Here is a 19,852-nt window from a genome sequence, read left to right on the forward strand (position 1 = left end):
AACGAAACCGCATTCTACGGCGTTGGACTCTCCGCATACGCTACTGCCTCGTGGGCCATAATAGGAACACGTTCCACTTCTCGTGTCGTCGACGCGTGACGGGATCCGGGCCGAACAGGAAGAAGGTGACAGTGATGCGCGTGGCACTGCTGTCCTATCGGAGCAAGCCCCACTGTGGGGGTCAGGGCGTCTACATCCGTCACCTGAGCCGCGAGCTGGTCGCGCTGGGTCACGAGGTCGAGGTCTTCTCCGGCCAGCCGTACCCCGAGCTCGACGAGGGCGTGAGGCTGACCAAGGTGCCCAGCCTCGACCTCTACCGCGAGCCCGACCCGTTCCGGGTCCCGAAGCTGAAGGAGTTCCGCGACCTGGTCGACGTCGAGGAGTTTCTCACGATGTGCACGGCCGGGTTCCCCGAGCCGAAGACCTTCAGCAAGCGCGTCGCCAGGATCATCAAGGCCCGCCGTGCCGACTTCGACGTCGTGCACGACAACCAGGTGCTCGGCCACGGCATGGTCGACATCATGGACGCCGGCATCCCGCTGGTCACCACGTTGCACCACCCGATCACCTTCGACCGCCGCGTCGACCTCGCCGCCGCCCCCAACTGGCGCAAGCGGCTGACCCTGCGCCGTTGGTACGGCTTCCTGCGCATGCAGGGCAAGGTGGCCCGCCGCGCGGTCAAGGTGCTCACCCCGTCCGAGTCCTCGGCCCGCGACATCGTGGCCGACTTCGGTGTCGACCCGTCGAGGATCCAGGTGATCCCGCTCGGGGCCGACGACGTGTTCTCCCCGCCGACCAAGCCCCGCGTGCCCGGGCGCATCGTCGCGATGGCCAGTGCCGACGCGCCGATCAAGGGCGTGCACACGCTCCTCGAGGCGTTCGCCAAGCTGCGCACCGAGCGCGACCTCGAGCTGCTCATGGTCACCAAGCCCGAGGCGGGCGGCCGCACCGAGAAGCTCATCGAGAAGCTCGCGATCGGCGATGCGGTCCGCTTCGTCAACGGCATCTCGGACGCCGAGCTGGTCGAGGTGATGGGCTCCGCCGAGCTGGCCGTCGTGCCGTCCCTCTACGAAGGCTTCTCCCTCCCGACCGCCGAGCTGATGGCCTGCGAGACACCGCTGGTGGTCAGCCGGGCCGGCGCCATCCCCGAGGTGGTCGGACCCGACGGGCTCTGCGCCGACCTGGTCGAACCGGGCAACGTCGAGGAGCTGCGCGAGGCCATCGCCGCGCTGCTCGACGACCCCGAGCGCCGGGCCCGCATGGGCCGGGCCGGCCGCGAGCGGGTCCTGCAGACGTTCAGCTGGCGAGCAGTTGCTGCGGCCACCGCGGCGGCGTACGACGAAGTGATCGAGAACCACCACGCAAGGGGAACCAATGCTGACCGTTGACTTCGACCGACTGGGCCTCCGGCCCGGTGAGCGCGTGCTCGACATGGGCGCCGGGGCCGGACGCCACGCCTTCGAGATGTACCGCCGCGGTGCCGACGTGGTCGCCTTCGACCGCGACGCCGACGAGCTGTCGAACGTGCTCGACCTCTTCGGTGCGATGAAGGAGGCCGGCGAGGTGCCCGACGGTGCCGAGGCCGACATCAAGGAGGGCGACGCGCTCGCCCTGCCGTTCGCCGACGGCGAGTTCGACCGCATCGTCGCCGCCGAGATCCTCGAGCACATCACGGCCGACGTCGAGGCGATCAGGGAGCTGATCCGGGTGCTGCGCCCCGGTGGCACCCTCGCCGTCTCGGTGCCGCGCTGGCTGCCCGAGGTGATCAACTGGAAGCTCTCCTCGGACTACCACAACGCCGAGGGCGGTCACATCCGCATCTACACCGACCACGAGCTGATCGACAAGGTCACCAAGGGCGGGCGCGACAACGACGGAACCCCGGGCGACGCGATGATCTTCGAGGGCAAGGGCTACGCCCACGGCCTGCACTCGCCGTACTGGTGGATCAAGTGCGCGGTCGGCGTGAACAACGACCAGCACCCGCTCGTGAAGGCCTACCACCAGGTGCTGGTGTGGGACATCATGAAGACCCCGCGTTGGAGCACCGTCACCCGGCTCGCCGAGAAGGCGCTCAACCCGGTGATCGGCAAGAGCATGGTCCTCTACTTCCGCAAGCCGGATGCGGCCTGAGACGCCCTCGCTCCCCGGCATCCTGACCGCCGCCGAGGTCGCCCGCACGGCGGCCTCGATCGCGGCCATGCAGGAGCCCGACGGAGCGATCCCGTGGACGGTCGGAGAGCACGTCGACGTGTGGAACCACGTCGAGGGCGCGATGGCGATGCTGGTCGGTGGTGAGGTCGAGGCGGCCGAGCGCGCCTACGAGTGGTGCCTGCGGACCCAGCGCCCCGACGGCTCGTGGCCGATGAAGATCGTGGCCGGCGAGGTCGAGGACGCCAGCAGCGAGACCAACATGTCCGCCTACCTCGCGGTCGGCGTCTGGCACCACTGGCTGGTGCGTCGCGACGTGAGGTTCGTACGACGACACTGGCCGGTCGTGCAACGCGCGCTGGACTACGTGGTCTCGATGCAGCTGCCCTTCGGTGGCATCGCCTGGTCGCAGGAGTGGGCCGACGGTCGACCCGCGAAGGTGAACGCCGAGGGCCTGCTGGCCGGCTCCTCGAGCATCTACCAGGCGCTGCGCGCCGGGGTCGCCCTCTCGGAGCTGATGGACGAGCCGCAGCCGGAGTGGGAGCTGGCCGGCGGACGCCTCGGCCACGCGCTGCGCCGTCACCGCGACGACTTCCTCGACAAGTCCGAGTTCTCCATGGACTGGTACTACCCGGTGCTGGGTGGTGCGGTCCGCGGGGACGACGGCGTCGACCTGGTCAACTCGCGTTGGGAGACCTTCGTGGAGCCGGGCCTCGGCATCCGCTGCGTCTCGAAGAACCCGTGGGTGACCGGCGCCGAGACCTGCGAGCTGGTGATGGCCCTCGACGCGCTGGGCGACCGCGACCGGGCCCTGCAGCTGCTGGCCGACATGCAGCACCTGCGCTCCGACGACGGCAAGTACTGGACCGGCTACGTGTTCCCCGACGACGTGAACTGGCCGGCCGAGCACACGACGTACACCGCCGCGGCGGTGATCCTCGCGGTCGACGCCCTCGGGCACGGCACCGGTGGGTCCGACATCATGCGCGGCACCACGCTGGCGGCGCACTTCGACGAGATGGCCCTCGAGTGCGGCTGCGAGCTCAGCCGACGCTCGTGACGTCGCCTGCCTGACCGCTGACACGTTCGAGGACCCGCATGGAGCCGAGGGCGTCGTCCTCGGCGAAGGCTCCACTCGCCAGCGCGCGCTGGAAGACGTGGTACGGCGCCTGGCCGCCGTCGGCCGGGTCGGCGAAGACGTCGTGGATCACCAGTTTGCCGCCGGGCTGGACCCAGTGCGCCCAGCCGGTGTAGTCGTTCTGGGCATGCTCCTCGGCGTGGCCGCCGTCGATGAAGAGCATCGACAGGGGAGTGCGCCAGTGCTGGCTGACGGTCGTGGACCTGCCGATCACGGCCACGACCTGATCCTCGAGTCCGGCGCGGGCGATCGCCTTGCGGAAGAACGGCAGGGTGTCCATCAGGCCGAACTCGTCGTCGACGACCTCGGTGTCGTGGTGCTCCCACCCGGCCTGGTTCTCCTCCGAGCCGCGGTGGTGGTCGACGGTGAACAGCACGCCACCGACCTCGCGCGCGGCGGCGCCGATGTAGATCGCCGACTTGCCGCAGTAGGTGCCGACCTCCAGGGCCGGGCCGGTGGGCAGCTGCTCGCGCGCGACGCGGTGCAGCAGGAGCCCTTCGTCCTCGGGCATGAAGCCCTTGGCGGCGCGGGCATGGTCGAGAAGTTCGGACGGCATCACGCCGGACAGCCTATTCATGGCAATATTGGAACACGTTCTAGTCGGTTGAGTGCTGAGATGGTCGCTCGGGCAACCACCTCAGCACTCAACCGCGACGAAGAAGGAGTGACTGTGTCCCTCGGTATCAGCGACGAGCACCGCGAGCTCGGCGACTCCCTGCGCAAGTGGGCCGGCTCGCTCGGTGCCATCGACGAAGTGCGTGCCGCGGAACACGACGCGTCCGCCGCCTTCGGCCAGACCTGGGCGGCACTCGTCGAGATGGGCGTCCCGGCGATCGGCGTACCCGAGGGTGCCGGCGGTGGCGGGGGTTCCGTGCTCGACGTGGCGGTGGCGCTCGAGGCCTGCGCCCACCGGATGCTCCCGGGGCCCTTGCTGGGTACGGCGGTCGCGGCGGCGCTGCTCGGCGAGACGTCGGACGTCGCCGGTGCCCTGGCCCGTGGCGAGATGTCCGTGGGTCTCGGACTCGTGCCGTCCCTCACGGTCGACGATCGGACGGTGTCCGGGCACGTCGACGTCGTCTGGGACGCCCCGTCGGTCACGCACCTCCTGCTCGGTGCCTCAGGTGATCGCTGGTTCGTCGTACCGTCGACGCTGGCCGAGGTGACTCCCTCCATCGGACCGGACCTGTCCCGCCGCTTCGGCTCCGTCGACCTCGTCGCAGTGCCGCTCTCCGAAGTCGTCGAGGTGCCCACGATCGATGCCGCGCTGCTGCGCCGTACGGCGGTCACGCTCGCTGCCGCGGAGGCCGCCGGCGTCTCCCGGTGGTGCCTCGACACGGCGGTGGAGTACGCCGGTGTGCGTGAGCAGTTCGGTGCGAAGATCGGCTCGTTCCAGGCGATCAAGCAGCTGTGCGCCGGCATGCTCGAGACCGCCGAGGCCGTCACCGCGGTCGCCTGGGACGCCGCCTCGATCGCGTTCGGCGACGACGACCAGTGGGCCTTCGCGGCCGACGTGGCCGGCACGATCGCCTTCGACGGCGCGGTGCAGGTCGCTCAGGACTGCATCCAGGTGCTCGGCGGTATCGGCTTCACCTTCGAGCACGACGCCCACTTCTACCTGCGCCGCGCAACCACGCTGCGCGCGCTGTTGGGCGACTCCGACACCTTCGCGGCGTCCCTCACCGACGCTGCCGAGAACGGCGTACGACGCTCGGTCCGGCTCGACTTCGAGGGCGAGGGCGAGGACGAGCCGGTGCGCGAGCGGATCCGCCCGCAGGTCGAGCAGCTGGCCACCCTGGACGATGACGCGCAGCGCCGGGCCCTGGTCGAGTCGGGCCTGTTCATGCCGCACTGGCCGACGCCCTGGGGGCAGGACGCGTCACCGCTGGAGCAGCTCGTGATCGACCAGGAGCTTGCGGCAGCGGGCGTCGCACGGGCCGACCTCAAGATCGGCGGCTGGGCGGTGCCGACGATCCTCGCGCACGGCAGCGAGGCCCAGCGCGAGCAGTTCGTGCGACCCACGCTGCGCGGCGAGATCGTCTGGTGCCAGCTGTTCAGTGAGCCCGGCGCGGGCTCCGACCTGGCCTCGCTGCGCACCCGCGCGGTCAAGGTCGAGGGAGGCTGGCGGCTCACCGGCCAGAAGGTCTGGACCTCGCTCGCCCAGGACGCGCACTGGGCGATCTGCCTGGCCCGGACGAACCCGGAGGCCCCACAGCACAAGGGAATCACGTACTTCCTGCTGGACATGTCCAGCACCGGCATCGACGTACGACCCCTGCGTGAGCTGACCGGCGACGCGCTCTTCAACGAGGTCTTCCTCGACGACGTCTTCGTGCCCGACGACTGCGTTGTAGGCGAGGTCGACAACGGGTGGCGGCTGGCGCGCACCACGTTGGCCAACGAGCGTGTGGCGATGGCCGGCACCAAGCTCGACCTGAGTGTCGAGCGATCGGTTGCGCTGGCCGGGGGAGTCGGGGCCGCGCAGCGAGCCCGCATCGGACATGCCGTCGCACTCGCCACGGTCTGCTCACTACTCGGCGTGCGTACGACGCTGCGCTCGCTGGCCGGTGCCGGACCGGGTGCGGAGTCGAGCGTGGCCAAGCTGCTCACCGTGCGCAACCGTCAGGACGCGTCCGAGCTGGTCGTCGACCTGCTCGGGGACCGGGTCGTGCTCGGCGGGGAAGAGGTCGACGCGGCCGTGCACGAGATGCTGCTGACTCGCTGCCTCTCGATCGCCGGAGGCACCACGCAGATCCTGCGCAACGTGGCGGCCGAGCGGATCCTCGGCCTGCCACGCTGACTCGGGTTGGACTCAGCCGCGGTGCACCCGGGCGCCGTACGCCGGACCGGCGTCGCGGTACTCTCCGGCGCGCCCGGCATCGTCGACGAACATGCGGTCGAAGTCAGCGGGGCTCCGGAAGGTGCCGATCCCGGCACGCACCCAACGCGGGTTGCTGAGGCAGGAGCGTGGCACTCGCAGGCGCAGGGTGTTGGCCCGGTAGTCGATGGCAGTCCGCAGGCCGCTGCACTTCACGACTTTGCTGGCGCCTGTGGTCATCTCCACGTCTCCCTGGAGGCTGGACGAGGCGAAGACGAACACCGTGATGTCGCGGCGGATCCTCTCGTTGGTGATCAGCGAGATGAAGTGCCCCTGCATTTCATCTCGCGGCCTCAGGTCGACGTACCTGACGGTGACGAACACGTTGTCACGGCGGTGGTCGACCACAGTCGCGGTGATGTCGCCCGCCGTCGTGTTCGGGGTCGGCGTCTGTGTGTCCTTGCCGCTCTCGTCGGAGTAGTCGACCCGGATGACGTCGCCGCGGGCATCGCGGTGGACCACCTTCTCGGCGTGAGCGCTCGACATGGTGCCGGCAGTGAGACAGACGGTGGTGGCAAGGGCGAGGGCCGCCCCGATGATCTTGTGCACGTGTTCCTCTCGCGGGCCCTGTTGCCCCGCGAACAGGCTAGGAGAGAAACGCCGCCGCTGGAGGTGGAACGGACCAGATCGCCTCAGCCGCGATGGATGCGCGGGCCGTGGACCGGTCCGGCATTGCGGACCCGTCCGTTGAGGTTGGCGTCGTCGACGAAGGCGCGGCTCCAGTCCCGGCCGGTGTGGAAGGTGTAGATTCCCGCGCGCACCCAACGGGGGTTGCTCAGGCAGGATCGCGGCACCCGGATTCGGACGGTGTTGGCGCGGTAGTCGATCCGGCCGCGCAGGCCGATGCACGTCACACGCCTGCCGGCTTGGGTGACCAACTTGACCTCGCCCTGGCGGCTGGTCGAGGGACTGACGTGCAGCACGACGGTGCGTCCGAGCCTCTCGTTCGTGACCAGTGAGAAGAGGTAGCCGTGAAGGAGGTCGAGATGGCTGTCGAGCTCGGCATGCCTGACCGTGACGAAGACGTTGTCGCGTCGATGGTCGACCACGGTGCTGGTGATGTCACTCGACTTCACGGTCGGGACTGGCGTCTCTGTCTCCGTTTCGGTCTCAAAGGAGTAGTCCTGTCGGATGACGTCGCCGCGGGCGTCCCGGTGCACGACCTTCTCCGCGTGAGCGGCAGCCGCAGTGCTGGCGGTGAGACAGACGGTGGTGGCAAGGGCGAGGGCCGCCCCGATGATCTTGTGCACGTGTTCCTCTCGTGGGCCCGTTGCCCGCGGACAGGCTAGGAGAGAACCACGTGCGGCACAGGCGAATCGACTAGTTCGCCTCGGCCTCGGCGTTGTCGATGATCACGTCGGCGTCGACCTCGGACACGTCGAGGCCCTGGCGGTAGCCGTTCCAGTGCCAGTGCAGGTAGCGGTCGATCGCCTTGACCACGTGCCCGGCGCGCACGGACTTGAAGATGTCGTAGGCGTGCTGGGCGAACGGCAGCTCGGCGTACACCACGGAGTTGTCGGCGACCTCGCGCAGCCTGGCCACGAAGAGCCGGGCCTGCTCGACCGGGACGAGAGTGTCGTTGGTGCCGTGCAGCACGAAGAAGTCGGGGGCGTCCGGGCGGATCTGCAGGATCGGCGAGGCGGCCTCGAAGGCCTCCGGCTCGTCCTTCCAACGCTTCTGCAGGATGCGCGGCGCGAGGAACCGGTCACGCATCAGGATCATCGACTTCAGGCCGGTGGCGCCAGCGAAGTCGTAGACGCCGTAGTGGGGGATCGCCACCGAGACGCTGGTGTCGGCGTCCTCGAAGCCCGGCTGGAACTCCTTGACGTCGGGGGTGAGGGCGGCCAGCGCGGCGAGGTGTCCGCCGGCCGAGCCGCCGGTGATGGCGAGGTAGTCGGGGTCGCCGCCGTACGCCGCGATGTTCTCCCGGATCCAGGCAATCGCCTTCTTGACGTCGATGATGTGCGCCGGGAAGGGATTGCGTGGTGCGAGGCGGTAGTTGATGGCCACGCAGATCCAGCCCTTGGCTGCGAGGTGGGTCATCAGGGGGAGACCCTGTTCGCGCTTGTCGCCGATCGTCCAGCCGCCGCCGTGCACCTGCAGCAGGACCGGGGCGTCGGTCAGGTCCTGGTCCTTGGCGCGGTAGATGTCGAGCTGTCCGCGACGGCCCGCGTCGGTGTAGGCGATGTTGCGCAGCACCTCGATGTCGGGGGTGACGATCTTGAACGGGTTGACCAGTGAGCGCCAGTTGGTCGCGAGCTCGGCCGGCGAGGGTGCTGCGTCGAGACGCTCCACGTAGTCGACGCCGATGCCCTCGGTCAGCGCCTCCTCGACGCCGTCCTTGACCTTGCCCGCCGTACGGATGAGGTGACCGAGTCCCACCGCGCTGGCCGCTGCAAGCGCCAGGCCGGCCTTGCTGCGCCGCTTCGGCCCCAGGTGGGTGACCGTGTCCGCGGCGGTCAGGGCCAGCAGGTGTGGCGCCAGCTCGTTGGTCATCCAGCCGGCGAAGAACGACGGGATGCCCGCGCGCAGTCCCGGAATCGGCCGGATCGCGTTGGCGGTCAGGGCTGCGGTGAGGATCTGACGACGTAGGTAGGCCACGCCCGGATGCTAGCCCGCCCGCGGTTGGGGGGAACGACCCGTCCAGAATTAGAACACGTTCTCATTTGCCCGGTAGGATGCCGCCCATGGATCGACTCAGTGGGCTGGATGCGAGCTTCCTCTACCTGGAGACTCCCGAGCAGTTGATGCACGTCTGCGGGCTGATCGTGCTCGACCCCGCGACGATCCCCGGCGGCTACTCCTACGCCGGTCTGCGCGACACGTTGCGCGACCGGGTGATCGACGTACCCGAGTTCACCCGGCGGCTGCGACGCGTGCCCCTCGACCTCGACCACCCGGTCTGGGTGGCCGACGACCACTTCGACATCGACCACCACCTGCACCGGCTCACCCTCCCGGCGCCCGGTGGGTACGACGAGCTCGTCGAGCTGTGCGGGCACCTCGCCGGCCAGACCATGAACCGCAGCCGCCCGTTGTGGGAGATGTGGGTCATCGAGGGGTACGGCGACCGGGTCGTGGTGTTCTCCAAGATGCACCACGCCACCGTCGACGGCGCCTCGGGCTCCAACCTGATCTCGCACCTGTGCAGCCTCGAGCCCGACCAGCCGCCGCCGGCGCAGGAACGCCCCGTCCCGCCGCCGCGCAGCCCGGGTGGGCTGGAGCTCTTCGGGCGCGGCGTGCTCAACAACGCGACCAAGCCGTTCGCGATCACCCGGCTCCTCCAACCCTCCGCGCAGTTGGTCTCCCGGACGGTCGCCCGTGCTCGTGAGGGCACCGCGATGGCCGCGCCCTTCACGGCACCGCGCACCTCGTTCAACGGCACCATCACCGGCCACCGAACCATCGGGTTCGCCGACCTCGACCTGGCCGAGGTCAAGGCGGTCAAGGAGGCCACCGGCACGACCGTGAACGACGTCGTGCTGACTCTGGCAGGCGGGGCGCTGCGCGGCTACCTCGAGGGGCGCGGTGAGCTGCCGGACTCGTCGCTGCTGGCCAGCGTCCCGGTCTCGGTGCGGGGCAGGAGTCGGCGGGCCACCGGGGCCAACAAGGTCTCCGCGCTCTTCGCGCGTCTCGGCACCGACCTGGAGGATCCTCTCGAACGCCTCGAGATGATGGCCACCAGCAACCGTCACGCCAAGGACCACCACCAGGCGATCAGCGCCGACGCGCTCCAGGACTGGGCCGAGTTCGCCGCCCCGCGCACCTTCGGCCTGGCCGTGCGGGCGTACGCCGGACTGCGCCTGGCGGAGAAGCATCCCGTCGTGCACAACCTGGTGATCTCGAACGTGCCCGGGCCGCCGATCCCGCTCTACTTCATGGGTGCCCGCATCGACGCACTCTATCCGCTGGGCCCGGTCTTCCACGGAGCCGGCGTCAACATCACGGTCATGTCGAACAACGGCCGCCTCCACGTCGGCGTGATCGCCTGCTCGGAGTCGATGAAGGACGTCGACGCGCTGGTCTCGCTGTTTCCTGCCGAGCTCGAGAGGTTGCAAGCCGCCCTCGACCCGTCGTGAATTCGGGTCGACCCGTCGCCAGTTCGGATCGACCCGTCGTGAACTCTTCTTCCCGCCCCGAACTCACGACGGGTCGGCGAGAACTCACGACGGGTCGATCAGTGGGTGAAGTCGCGGGCGCGTGCGGCGGTCGTCGTACACGCTTCGAGCAGGCCTGGCACGAACGACTCGGCCTCGAGCACGCAGGCCGCGTGACCGGCCTCGATCTCGTGGATCGTGGCGCCCTTGATGCGCCGGGCCAGGTCGACCTGCCGATCGGCAGGGATCACCTTGTCGTGCCGCGTCACCACCACCGCGGTCGGCACGTCGATGCGGCCCAGCCACGGACGCGAATGGTGCCGGCCCAGAGCGGCCACGGCCTGGCCGACCGCCCAAGGGCTGGTGGAGGTGAACTCGGCAAGTGCCCAGTCATGGATGTCGGTCCGGCCGAGATCGAGGGCACGACCCGCGGCGCGCGCCGCAGCTGAGCCGATCCTCGAGCGGGAGACACCGCGCAGCCCGGACATGGTCAGACCCATCGACTCGTGGAATGCGCGCTCTGCCACTGTCGACCGGAAGCGATCGGTGCTCGCGCAGAGCACCAGCCCGTCGACCCGACCGGGGTGTTGTCGCCACATCCGCTGGGCCACGATCGAGCCCATCGAGAAACCGGCGAACACGGCGCGCTCCATGCCGAGCACGTCGAGCAGTGCGGCGACGTCGTCCGCACAGTCGCGCAGCGAGAACTCCTCGGACTGGATGCCGCGGCCGTGCCAGCGCAGGTCGAGGGTGACCACACGGAACCTCTCCGCCAGCGCCGGGATGGAGGGATACCAGGTGAGCAGGCCGGTCGTCCCGACGGCATGCAGCAGGACGATCGTGGGCGAGTGGGGGTGCGGTCCCGGGGTGTCGGTGACGAACGTGGAGCCGCGACCGGGCAGCTCGACCATGCGGCCCTCGGGAACCGGGGCCCATGGCAGGTGGACCAGACTGCGCAGCAACCGGCCAGCGGTGGTGAACATGCGAGCTCTCCCGTCCTGGACTGGAACAGGTTACAGTTTTGCGTCGGAGGGTGCGTGGAGGCCACGCCCGCTCTTCCGCCGGCTGAGAGACGAGCGCCAGCGGGCACTGCCCTTTCGGTGGTTGAGGAGCGAGCGCCAGCGAGCGTCTCGAAACCACCCCAGAAAGTACTTCGAGATAGCTTCTCCGGGTCCTTGACCACCGAAGCCAAGGCCTCCGACTGGCGGGCCGAACGACGCAAACGCCTCGCTCACCGGTTGTGGTCCTCACCCGGTTCCTGAACCCTTCCGTGGTGGCTGACGGCTCCCGATCCTCGTCTCGGGGACCAGTAGCCACCAACGAAGCATTCACCGGCGCCAGTGTGGTTTCGAGACGGCGCTGGCGCGCCTCCTCAACCATCGAGGGAACGCGGGGCGTCCTCAACCACCGAGAGGGCGTTCAGCGGTAGCCGAGGGCTTCGCGCGGGGCTCACCACGACGCGGGGCTACCGCTGAAGGAGCGCCCGGGCACGGAATCGGGGTTTCTGACAGCCGCAGCAGACGTCGTCAACCACCGAAGAGCAGGCCGCCCGTTTCAGCCGCCGGCGGATCGGGCGAGGCGGAAGGCGGCCTGCACCAGGGTGAGATGGCTGAACGCCTGCGGGAAGTTGCCGGCCATCCGGTGGTTGCCCGCGTCGTACTCCTCCGACAGGAGGCCCACGTCGTTGGCCAGGCCGGCCAGCTTGTCGAAGAGCGCGTGGGCATCGTCGAGCCGTCCCGCCGCGGTGTACGCCGAGACGAGCCAGAACGAGCACGCCAGGAACGGGTGCTCGTCGCCGGAGAGACCGTCGACGCCCGACTGTGTGCGGTAGCGCAGCAGCAGGCCGTCGCGCATGAGGTCCTGCTCGATCGCCTCGATGGTGCCCAGCATCCGCGGGTCGTCGCCCTCGATGAACCCGACCAGCGGCAGCACCAGGAGCGACGCGTCGACCTCGGTGGTGTCGAAGTGCTGGGTGAAGCTGTTGCGCTCGGTGTTGAACCCGCGGGTCATCACCTCCTCGCGCACGGCGTCACGGATCCGCCGCCATTCGTCGACCGGGGCCGGCACGTCGTACTGCTCGACGGCACGGATGCCGCGGTCGAACGCCGCCCACACCATCACCCGCGAATGTGTGAAGTGGCGCAGCGGCCCACGGATCTCCCACAGTCCGTTGTCCGGCTCCTGCCAGTCGGTAGCGAGGGCGTCGACCAGTGCCCGTTGGAGCGCCCACGAGTCCTGGTTGAACGGAAGCCCGGCCTGGCGGGCCAGGTCGAGCGCGACCATGACCTCGCCGAGCACGTCGGTCTGGCGCTGGTCGACGGCGCCGTTGCCGATGCGGACCGGACGCGAGTCGGCGTACCCGGGAAGGTGGTCGAGCTCGCGCTCGGGCAGCTGTCGGGCCCCGTCGACGGTGTACATGATCTGGAGGTCCTCTGGGTCACCGGCCACGGCGCGGAGCAACCAGTCGCGCCACAGGTTCGCCTCGTCGGTGTAGCCGGCGGTCACCAGCGCCTCCAGGGTCAGCGAGGCGTCGCGCAACCAGCAGAACCGGTAGTCCCAGTTGCGCTCGCCGCCGAAGTCCTCGGGCAGTGACGTGGTCGGGGCCGCGACGATGCCGCCTGTGTGCTCGTGGGTGAGCAGGCGGAGGGTGACGAGTGAACGCAACACCAGCTCGCGGTGGGGGATGTCCGCGCGGCAGCGCGCGGCCCACGACGCGCTCTCCTCGATGGTCTCCTGGATGCGGGCAGGCTCGATGATCGAGGTCGGCAGGTCGGTCCAGGACGGGACCCACGTCGTCGACCAGGTCAGCTCGTCACCCTCGTCGACGTCGAACTCGTCGGCGTGTCGATGGTCGACCGCACGCGGGAGCCGCGGCCCGCGCAGCACCAGCTTGTCGGGGCCGGCGATGGCGACGATCACGGGGTCGTCCCCGAGGTGCGTCCGGTGCACCCACGGTCGCACCTTCCCGTAGTCGGTGCGCACCACCCACTCGTGGCGCATCCGCACGCTGCCACGCACGCCGGTGATGCGGCGTACGACGTCCGCGCGGCGGTCACCGATCGGCATCACGTCCAGCATCGTGACCACGCCCGACTCGGTGGTGAACGTGGTCTCCAGGGCGGCCGAGTGGCCGACGTACTCCCGGCTCGTCTCGTAGGGATCGACCGGTTCGAACTGCCAGTGACCGTGCTCCTCAGTGCCGAGCAGCGCCGCGAAGCAGGCCGAGGAGTCGAAACGGGGCAGGCACAACCAGTCGATCGAGCCGTTGCGGCCGACCAGGGCCGCCGTGTGCCGATCGCCGAGCAGGGCGTAGTCCTCAATCGGTTGCGAAGCCATGCATGTCAAGGTAGCGGCATGACAGCAGCGGATCCGGTCGCGGCGGCCCGTGTGGCGCTGGCCCTCCTCGACGCGCGCAGCGAGACCCTGGCCACCGCCGAGTCGCTGACCGGCGGGCTCGTCGGCGGCACGCTCACCGCGATCCCGGGCTCGTCGAGCGTGTACGTCGGCGGCGTCGTGTCCTACGCGACCCGGGTCAAGGCGGACGTGCTCGGTGTGCCGCAGCAGGTCATCGACGACGAGGGCGTGGTCTCACGGGCCTGCGCGCTGGCGATGGCACACGGCGTACGTCGGGTGCTCGGTGCCGACTGGGGTGTCGCGACCACCGGTGTGGCCGGTCCGGACGCCCAGGACGGGATCCCCGCGGGCACGGTCTGGGTGGCGGTCAGCGGCCCCGACGGCGACCTCGCCGAACGACTGGAGCTGACCGGCGGCCGTGAGACGGTGCGCCGCGTGACCTGCCTGAGGGCCCTCGAGCTGGTGGCCGAATTTCAGCCCTCGGCGTAGTCGGGGCGCGGAAGAAAAGGTGAACGGGTAGCGTTGTGCCCATCAACGGAGAGAGGACAGACCCATGGTGCTGTTTCGTCGGCTGCTCGGCGAGGTGCTGCGTTCGCAGCGCATGCGACGTGGACTGACCCTGCGCGAGGTCTCCGCGGAGGCCCGGGTGAGCCTCGGCTACATCTCCGAGATCGAACGTGGCCAGAAGGAAGCGTCCTCGGAGCTGCTCGCCTCGTTGTGCAACGCCCTCGACGTGCCGCTCTCCGATGTGCTCAGCGACGTGAGTGACGCCGTGGCCCGTGAGGAGCGCGCCCTCGAGATCGCCACCACCCCGATTCCGGTCGTGCGCCGCACTGGCGACGTGGTCGCCTCCGCGGCCTGACCCCTCACCTCTGGCAGGACGGGCACCAGAAGCTCGGGCGCTCTTGCCCGGCCGGCCCCAACATGCCGGTCTGCACGGTCGTGCCGCAGCGCTGGCACGGTTGCTCGGCGCGGCCGTAGACCCAGTGCTGGTGCCCGTGCCGCGTGTTGCCGGTGGTGGTCTGCGTGCGACGTCCCTTGTTGGCCTCGAGCATTGCCTTGGCGCGCCCGACCAGGCGTTCCAGGTTGTCGACCTGACGAACCGGGGTGCCGGGCAGCACACCGGAGAGGAAGCACAGCTCGTTCTCGTAGAGGTTGCCGATGCCGGCCAGGTTGCGTTGGTCGAGCAGCGCCTCGCCGATCGGACGGTCCCTGTCCCTGCGGAGCCGGCGTACGGCCTCGTCGGGGTTCCAGTCGTCGCCGAGCAGGTCGGGGCCGAGGTGTCCGACGGCGTCGACCTCGCGGTCGCGGGTGAGCAGCTCGAGGATGCCGAGCGAGAAGCCGACCGCGATCCAGCGCGGTGTGCGCAGCACCACCCGGGCCTGGTCGACCGGCCGTTGCCAGCGGGTCTCGGCCCGGTAGAGGTGCCAGGCACCCTCCATGCGCAGGTGCGAGTGCAGGGTGTGGTCGTCGCCGATGCGGGTGAGCAGGTGCTTGCCGCGGGAGATCGTTCCGTTGACCAGCTTCCCGGTGAGGTCGACCTCTGCCAGTTGGGGGACCCGGAAGTCGCTCAGGGTGATGCGGGCACCGGTGAGTGCCTTGTCGAGTGCCTGGGCGGTTCGCCAGACGGTGTCGCCCTCAGGCACGGATTCTCAACCCTCTCGGTGTGGTCACGAAACCCGCTTCGGCCAGGGCGGCACGCAACGGTGATCCGGCGTCGCCCCGCCCGAGGAGGGGTGCACCGTCGGCCTTCTCGACCGTCAGCCGACCCAGTGTGCCCCGGCGTACGGCGTCTCCCAGTGCGGCACACGCCGGGCCGAGCAGGTCGGGCGAGTCGCTGAAGGTGAGCAGGGTGCGTCCACCGCGCTCGACGTAGAGGGTCAGTGCGCCGTCGACGAGCACGACCATGGCGCCGGCCTTGCGGCCGGGTCGGTGGCCAGCAGCCCCCTTCTCCGAGCGCTCGCCGTCGGTGGAGACCACCGGCCAGGGCAGGGCTGCGCCGAACGGGTTGGCCGGGTCGGTGGCCGCCAGGGCCACCGCGGTCGGCTTCTGTCCGGTGGGCAGCTCGACGTGGGTACGGAGCCGGTCGACGGCGCCGGCGGCCCCGAACTGTGCAGCGCCGAGGCCGGCCACGAAGTAGCCGCGTCGGCAGCGCCCCGACTCCTCGAACGCGGAGAGCACCTTGTAGACCCCGGCGAAGCCGCCGGGCACGCGCTCGCTCATCACCGCGCCCCGGGTGACCACGCCGTGTCGTTCGAGCAGGGCCTCCGCGGTCGCGTGGGCACGACGGGTGGGGTCGGTGTCGATGGCCGGCAGCAGTGCCCAGCGGCCGGCGGTCTCGGGCGGGCCGGTGCGCGAGGGCATGGCTGCGCGGCCTCGCGCGGGGGCGACCCGGGCGCGGGGCGGCGTACGGCGACTGCGGTGGGCGGAGGTGCCCGACCGGGTGAGCGCACGTAGTGGCGCGAGGGTGTCGTTGGTCAGGTGGCCTGCCCACACGAGGTCCCAGAGCGCGGCGTTGAGCTCGGCGTCGTTCGTCGAGTCGACGGCCTGGCCGAGCTGCCGGAAGAAGTAGGCGCCGCCGGGTGCCAACGCCTCGAGCACCGCGCGATGGAGGTCGCCGAGGTCGGCCGCGGCGGGCTCGGGCAAGGTCAGGGGAGCCTGGTCGGCGAGGTGCACCGCGACCCAGCCGTCGCTGCCGGGGAGTGCCCCATGGCCGGACCACACCACCTCACCAGCCGCGGTGAGCTCGTCGAGCATCGCCGGCTCGTAGTCGCTGACCCGAGCCGCCAGGACGAGGGGTTCGAGCGCCGAGGCGGGCACCGGGCAACCGGCCAGCTGGTCGACCGCGGCGAGCACCCCGTCGACGCCGCGCAGTGCACCGCGGGCGCGGCCGGTGACGTGCTGCCACGGCGGCAGGAAGCGGCCCAGCGCCTCGGGGTCGACCGGCTCGACCTCCTTGCGCAGGCGAGCAAGCGAGCGACGTCGGAGACGGCGCAGGACCTCGGCGTCGCACCACTCGTCGCCGCTGCCGGCGGGCCGGAACTCGCCCTCTAGCACCCGGCCCGACGCAGCCAGGCGGAGCAGCGTCTGCCGGGCCACGGCGACACCGAGACCGAGTCGCGTGGCGACCTCGGCGGTCGTGAAGGGACCGTGGCTGCGGGCGAAGCGGCCGACCAGGTCACCCAGCGGGTCGTCGACCGGTTCGGTGAAGGCGTCGGGCGTGCCCTGCGGGACCGGCACACCGAGTCCGTCACGCAGGCGGGCGATGTCTTCGACGGCACACCAGCGCTCGTCGCCGCCCATGCGCACCACGGCCACCCGGCGTACGTCGGCGAGGCCGGTCAGCCATGCGGCGGCATCGGCGCCCTCGACACTCCGCTCGGCGACCTCGGCTGTCGACAGGGGCCCGAGCAGCCGGAGCAGGTCGGCCACTCCCTCGGCATCGCGCGCCCGGCGATCGGGCGCGAGGCGCTGCAGCTCGGCCTCGACCTCGAGCAGCACCTCGGGGTCGAGCAGCTCGCGCAGCTCGGCGCGACCCAGCAGCTCGGCCAGCAGTCCCTGGTCGAGGCTGAGCGCCGCGGCCCGGCGTTCGGCGATGGGGGAGTCGCCCTCGTAGACGAACTGGGCGACGTAGCCGAACAGCAGGCTGCGGGCGTAGGGAGACGGCTGCTGCGTCGCGACGTCGACGACCCGCACCTCACGACGATCGACCCGGCCCATGAGCGCGACGAGGCCCGGCAGGTCGTAGACGTCCTGGAGCACCTCGCGCACGGCCTCGAGGACGATCGGGAACGAGGGGTACTTCGACGCGACCTCGAGCAGCTGCGCCGAGCGCTGCCGTTGCTGCCACAACGGCGAGCGCCGACCCGGGTCGCGGCGCGGCAGGAGGAGTGCCCGGGCCGCGCACTCACGGAACCGGCTGGCGAAGAGTGCCGACCCACCGACCTCGCCCGTGACCAGGTCGTCGATCTCGTCGGCCTCGAACACCACGACCTCACCGCCGGGCGGCTCGGCGTCGGTGTCGGGGATGCGCAGCACGATGCCGTCGTCGCTGGCCACAGCGGACGCCTCCACGCCGTACCTCTCGCGCAGGCGGGTGTTGATCGCCAGCGCCCACGGGGCATGCACCGGCGTGCCGTAGGGGGAGTGCACCACCAGCCGCCAGTCGCCGAGCTCGTCGCGGAACCGCTCGACCACGATGGTGCGATCACTGGGCAGCACGTTGGTGGCCTCGCGCTGCTCGGCGAGATAGGTGACCAGGTTGTCGGCGGCCCAGTCGTCGAGCCCCAGCTCACGGGCGTGTGCCCCGGCCTTCACGGCGTCGAGGGACGACAGCTCACGGGTGAAGGCACCGACCGCCTCGCCGAGCTCGGCGGGCCGGCCGAGGGTGTCGCCCTTCCAGAACGGCAGCCGCCCCGGCACCCCGGGCGCCGGTGTGACCAGCACCCGGTCGTGGGTGATGTCCTCGATGCGCCAGCTGGTCGCGCCGAGTGCGAACACGTCGCCGACGCGTGACTCGTAGACCATCTCCTCGTCGAGCTCGCCGACCCGGTTCGCCTTCTCTCCCACCAGGAAGACGCCGAACAGGCCGCGGTCGGGGATGGTTCCGCCGCTGGTGACGGCCAGGCGTTGGGCGCCGGGACGGCCGGTCAGCTGGCCGGTCACCCTGTCCCACACGATGCGCGGCCGCAGCTCGGCGAACTCGTCGCTCGGGTAGCGCCCGCTGAGCAGGTCGAGTGTGGCGTCGTAGGCGCTGCGCGGCAGCTTGCTGAACGACGCGCTGCGACAGACCAGGGCGTAGAGCTCGTCGACGTTCCACGCGTCGAGTGCGGTCGCCGAGACGACGTGCTGGGCGAGCACGTCGAGGGGGTTGGCGGGGATGCGCAGGGACTCGATCGCTCCGCTGCGCATGCGTTGTACGGCGACCGCGGTCTGCGCCAGGTCTCCACGGTGCTTGGGGAACAGCACGCCTCGGGACACCTCGCCGACCTGGTGCCCGGCCCGGCCCACGCGCTGCAGGGCGCTGGCCACACTGGGCGGCGACTCGATCTGGATGACCAGGTCGACCGCGCCCATGTCGATGCCGAGCTCGAGGCTGCTGGTGGCCACGACGGCGGGGAGCCGGCCGCGCTTGAGGTCGTCTTCGATGATGCCGCGTTGTTCCTTGGAGACCGACCCGTGGTGGGCCTTCGCGATGAGGGGGGCGGCACCTTCGCTGGCGCCGGACTGGGCCATGATCTGGGCTGGCGGCTTGCCGTCGCCGGCCACCACCTGGCCGGCCCGCTCGGCGGCGATCTCGTTGAGGCGGGCGGTGAGGCGCTCGGCCAGACGGCGCGAGTTGGCGAACACGATCGTCGAGCGGTGTTGCTCGATCAGGTCGACCACGCGCTCCTCGACGTGCGGCCAGATCGAGGCGTTGCGCGGTGCGGCGGAGGCCGGACCCTCGAACTGCTCGTCGAGTGGCTGGCCGATCTCGGCCATGTCCTCGACCGGGACCACGACGCGGAGGTCCCACGCCTTCGACGACGGTGGCGCGACGATCTCGACCGGTGCGGTGCCGCCGAGGAAGCGGGCCACCTCGTCGAGGGGTCGCACCGTCGCGGAGAGGCCGATGCGTTGGGCGGGCCGGTCGAGGAGCGCGTCGAGCCGCTCGAGCGAGAGCGCCAGGTGGGCGCCGCGCTTGGTGCCGGCCACGGCATGCACCTCGTCGACGATGACGGTCTCGACGCCGCGCAACGACTCGCGGGCCTGCGAGGTGAGCATCAGGAACAGCGACTCCGGTGTCGTGATCATGATGTCGGGCGGGGTGGTCTGGAAGCGCCTGCGGTCGGCCGGGCTGGTGTCACCCGAGCGCAGGCCGATGGTCACGTCACGGGCGGTTTCGCCGAGCCGGTCGGCGGTGTGCCGGATGCCGGCCAGGGGTGCGCGCAGGTTGCGCTCGACGTCGACCGCGAGGGCCTTCAGCGGGGAGACGTAGAGGACCCGGCAGCGGCGCAGCTTGTCGGCCGGCGGTGGAGTGGTGACCAGTCGGTCGATGGACCACAGGAACGCCGAGAGCGTCTTGCCCGAGCCGGTCGGTGCGACCACGAGGGAGTGGCGCCCGGCACCGATCGCCTGCCAGGCGCCGACCTGTGCGGGGGTCGGCTCGGCGAAGGCGGCCTCGAACCAGGCACGCGTCGGTGCACTGAACTCCTCGAGGGCCATTCAGCCATCTTCCCCCATGCCACCGACAACCGC

At 70.5% G+C, this 19,852-nt stretch carries 15 protein-coding genes; 7 read left to right on the forward strand and 8 right to left on the reverse strand.

Going from position 1 to position 19,852, the window contains the following annotated elements; translation table 11 throughout:
* Nucleotides 1-134: 134 nt before the first annotated feature.
* From ASD30_RS04090 to ASD30_RS04100, 3 genes are read left to right on the forward strand one after another with little or no spacing between them, the layout of a single operon-like run.
* Nucleotides 135-1,388, forward strand: coding sequence for a glycosyltransferase family 4 protein (locus tag ASD30_RS04090; protein ID WP_056677230.1), 1,254 nt, complete (start codon nucleotides 135-137; stop codon nucleotides 1,386-1,388).
* On the forward strand, nucleotides 1,375-2,133 hold the full coding sequence (locus ASD30_RS04095; protein WP_056679251.1) for a class I SAM-dependent methyltransferase: 759 nt from the start codon (nucleotides 1,375-1,377) through the stop codon (nucleotides 2,131-2,133). The genes ASD30_RS04090 and ASD30_RS04095 overlap by 14 nt, the downstream gene beginning before the upstream one ends.
* Entirely contained in the window at nucleotides 2,123-3,211 is a 1,089-nt protein-coding gene (locus tag ASD30_RS04100; protein WP_056677233.1) for a prenyltransferase, read from the forward strand. The genes ASD30_RS04095 and ASD30_RS04100 overlap by 11 nt, the downstream gene beginning before the upstream one ends.
* Here ASD30_RS04100 and ASD30_RS04105 read toward each other — a convergent pair.
* Entirely contained in the window at nucleotides 3,195-3,866 is a 672-nt protein-coding gene (locus ASD30_RS04105) for a class I SAM-dependent methyltransferase (protein ID WP_235532494.1), read from the reverse strand. The two genes, ASD30_RS04100 and ASD30_RS04105, sit on opposite strands and share 17 nt — an antisense overlap.
* A gap of 93 nt (nucleotides 3,867-3,959) precedes the next feature.
* Here ASD30_RS04105 and ASD30_RS04110 point away from each other — a divergent pair, with 93 nt between their 5' ends.
* Nucleotides 3,960-6,086, forward strand: coding sequence for an acyl-CoA dehydrogenase (locus ASD30_RS04110; protein ID WP_056677238.1), 2,127 nt, complete (start codon nucleotides 3,960-3,962; stop codon nucleotides 6,084-6,086).
* A 12-nt stretch (nucleotides 6,087-6,098) separates the two neighbouring features.
* Here the strand turns inward: ASD30_RS04110 and ASD30_RS04115 are convergent, their stop codons facing one another.
* The 3 genes from ASD30_RS04115 to ASD30_RS04125 all read right to left on the reverse strand — a co-directional run bounded on the left by ASD30_RS04115 (nucleotide 6,099) and on the right by ASD30_RS04125 (nucleotide 8,765).
* Nucleotides 6,099-6,713: a hypothetical protein gene (locus ASD30_RS04115; RefSeq protein WP_056677241.1), complete on the reverse strand. Its 615-nt coding sequence runs from the start codon at nucleotides 6,711-6,713 to the stop codon at nucleotides 6,099-6,101.
* An 83-nt stretch (nucleotides 6,714-6,796) separates the two neighbouring features.
* The gene (locus ASD30_RS04120; protein WP_056677244.1) at nucleotides 6,797-7,414 is read right to left on the reverse strand and encodes a hypothetical protein; all 618 of its coding nucleotides are present in this window, start codon (nucleotides 7,412-7,414) and stop codon (nucleotides 6,797-6,799) included.
* A gap of 70 nt (nucleotides 7,415-7,484) precedes the next feature.
* On the reverse strand, nucleotides 7,485-8,765 hold the full coding sequence (locus ASD30_RS04125) for an alpha/beta hydrolase (protein ID WP_082563536.1): 1,281 nt from the start codon (nucleotides 8,763-8,765) through the stop codon (nucleotides 7,485-7,487).
* Nucleotides 8,766-8,851: 86 nt separating this feature from the next.
* On the opposite strand from ASD30_RS04125, the gene ASD30_RS04130 reads away from it, so the two are divergent.
* The gene (locus ASD30_RS04130) at nucleotides 8,852-10,243 is read left to right on the forward strand and encodes a WS/DGAT/MGAT family O-acyltransferase (RefSeq protein WP_056677247.1); all 1,392 of its coding nucleotides are present in this window, start codon (nucleotides 8,852-8,854) and stop codon (nucleotides 10,241-10,243) included.
* A gap of 98 nt (nucleotides 10,244-10,341) precedes the next feature.
* Here ASD30_RS04130 and ASD30_RS04135 read toward each other — a convergent pair whose 3' ends face one another.
* Nucleotides 10,342-11,244: an alpha/beta fold hydrolase gene (locus ASD30_RS04135; protein ID WP_056677250.1), complete on the reverse strand. Its 903-nt coding sequence runs from the start codon at nucleotides 11,242-11,244 to the stop codon at nucleotides 10,342-10,344.
* A gap of 571 nt (nucleotides 11,245-11,815) precedes the next feature.
* Nucleotides 11,816-13,597: a glycoside hydrolase family 15 protein gene (locus ASD30_RS04140; RefSeq protein WP_056677253.1), complete on the reverse strand. Its 1,782-nt coding sequence runs from the start codon at nucleotides 13,595-13,597 to the stop codon at nucleotides 11,816-11,818.
* Between the two features lie 18 nt (nucleotides 13,598-13,615).
* Between ASD30_RS04140 and ASD30_RS04145 the strand changes: the two genes are divergently transcribed.
* Together ASD30_RS04145 and ASD30_RS04150 are read left to right on the forward strand one after the other, a co-directional pair.
* On the forward strand, nucleotides 13,616-14,104 hold the full coding sequence (locus ASD30_RS04145) for a CinA family protein (RefSeq protein WP_056677256.1): 489 nt from the start codon (nucleotides 13,616-13,618) through the stop codon (nucleotides 14,102-14,104).
* Between the two features lie 64 nt (nucleotides 14,105-14,168).
* Nucleotides 14,169-14,477, forward strand: a complete 309-nt coding sequence (locus ASD30_RS04150; RefSeq protein ID WP_056677259.1) for a helix-turn-helix domain-containing protein — start codon at nucleotides 14,169-14,171, stop codon at nucleotides 14,475-14,477.
* A gap of 4 nt (nucleotides 14,478-14,481) precedes the next feature.
* On the opposite strand, the gene ASD30_RS04155 is transcribed toward ASD30_RS04150, so the two are convergent.
* Nucleotides 14,482-15,261, reverse strand: a complete 780-nt coding sequence (locus ASD30_RS04155) for a DNA-formamidopyrimidine glycosylase family protein (protein ID WP_056677264.1) — start codon at nucleotides 15,259-15,261, stop codon at nucleotides 14,482-14,484.
* A complete protein-coding gene (locus ASD30_RS04160) occupies nucleotides 15,254-19,819 on the reverse strand; it encodes an ATP-dependent helicase (protein ID WP_056677267.1) in 4,566 nt (1,521 codons plus the stop codon). The genes ASD30_RS04155 and ASD30_RS04160 overlap by 8 nt, the downstream gene beginning before the upstream one ends.
* Nucleotides 19,820-19,852: the final 33 nt, after the last annotated feature.

The organism is Nocardioides sp. Root140 (assembly GCF_001426745.1).
Lineage (GTDB): Bacteria > Actinomycetota > Actinomycetes > Propionibacteriales > Nocardioidaceae > Nocardioides.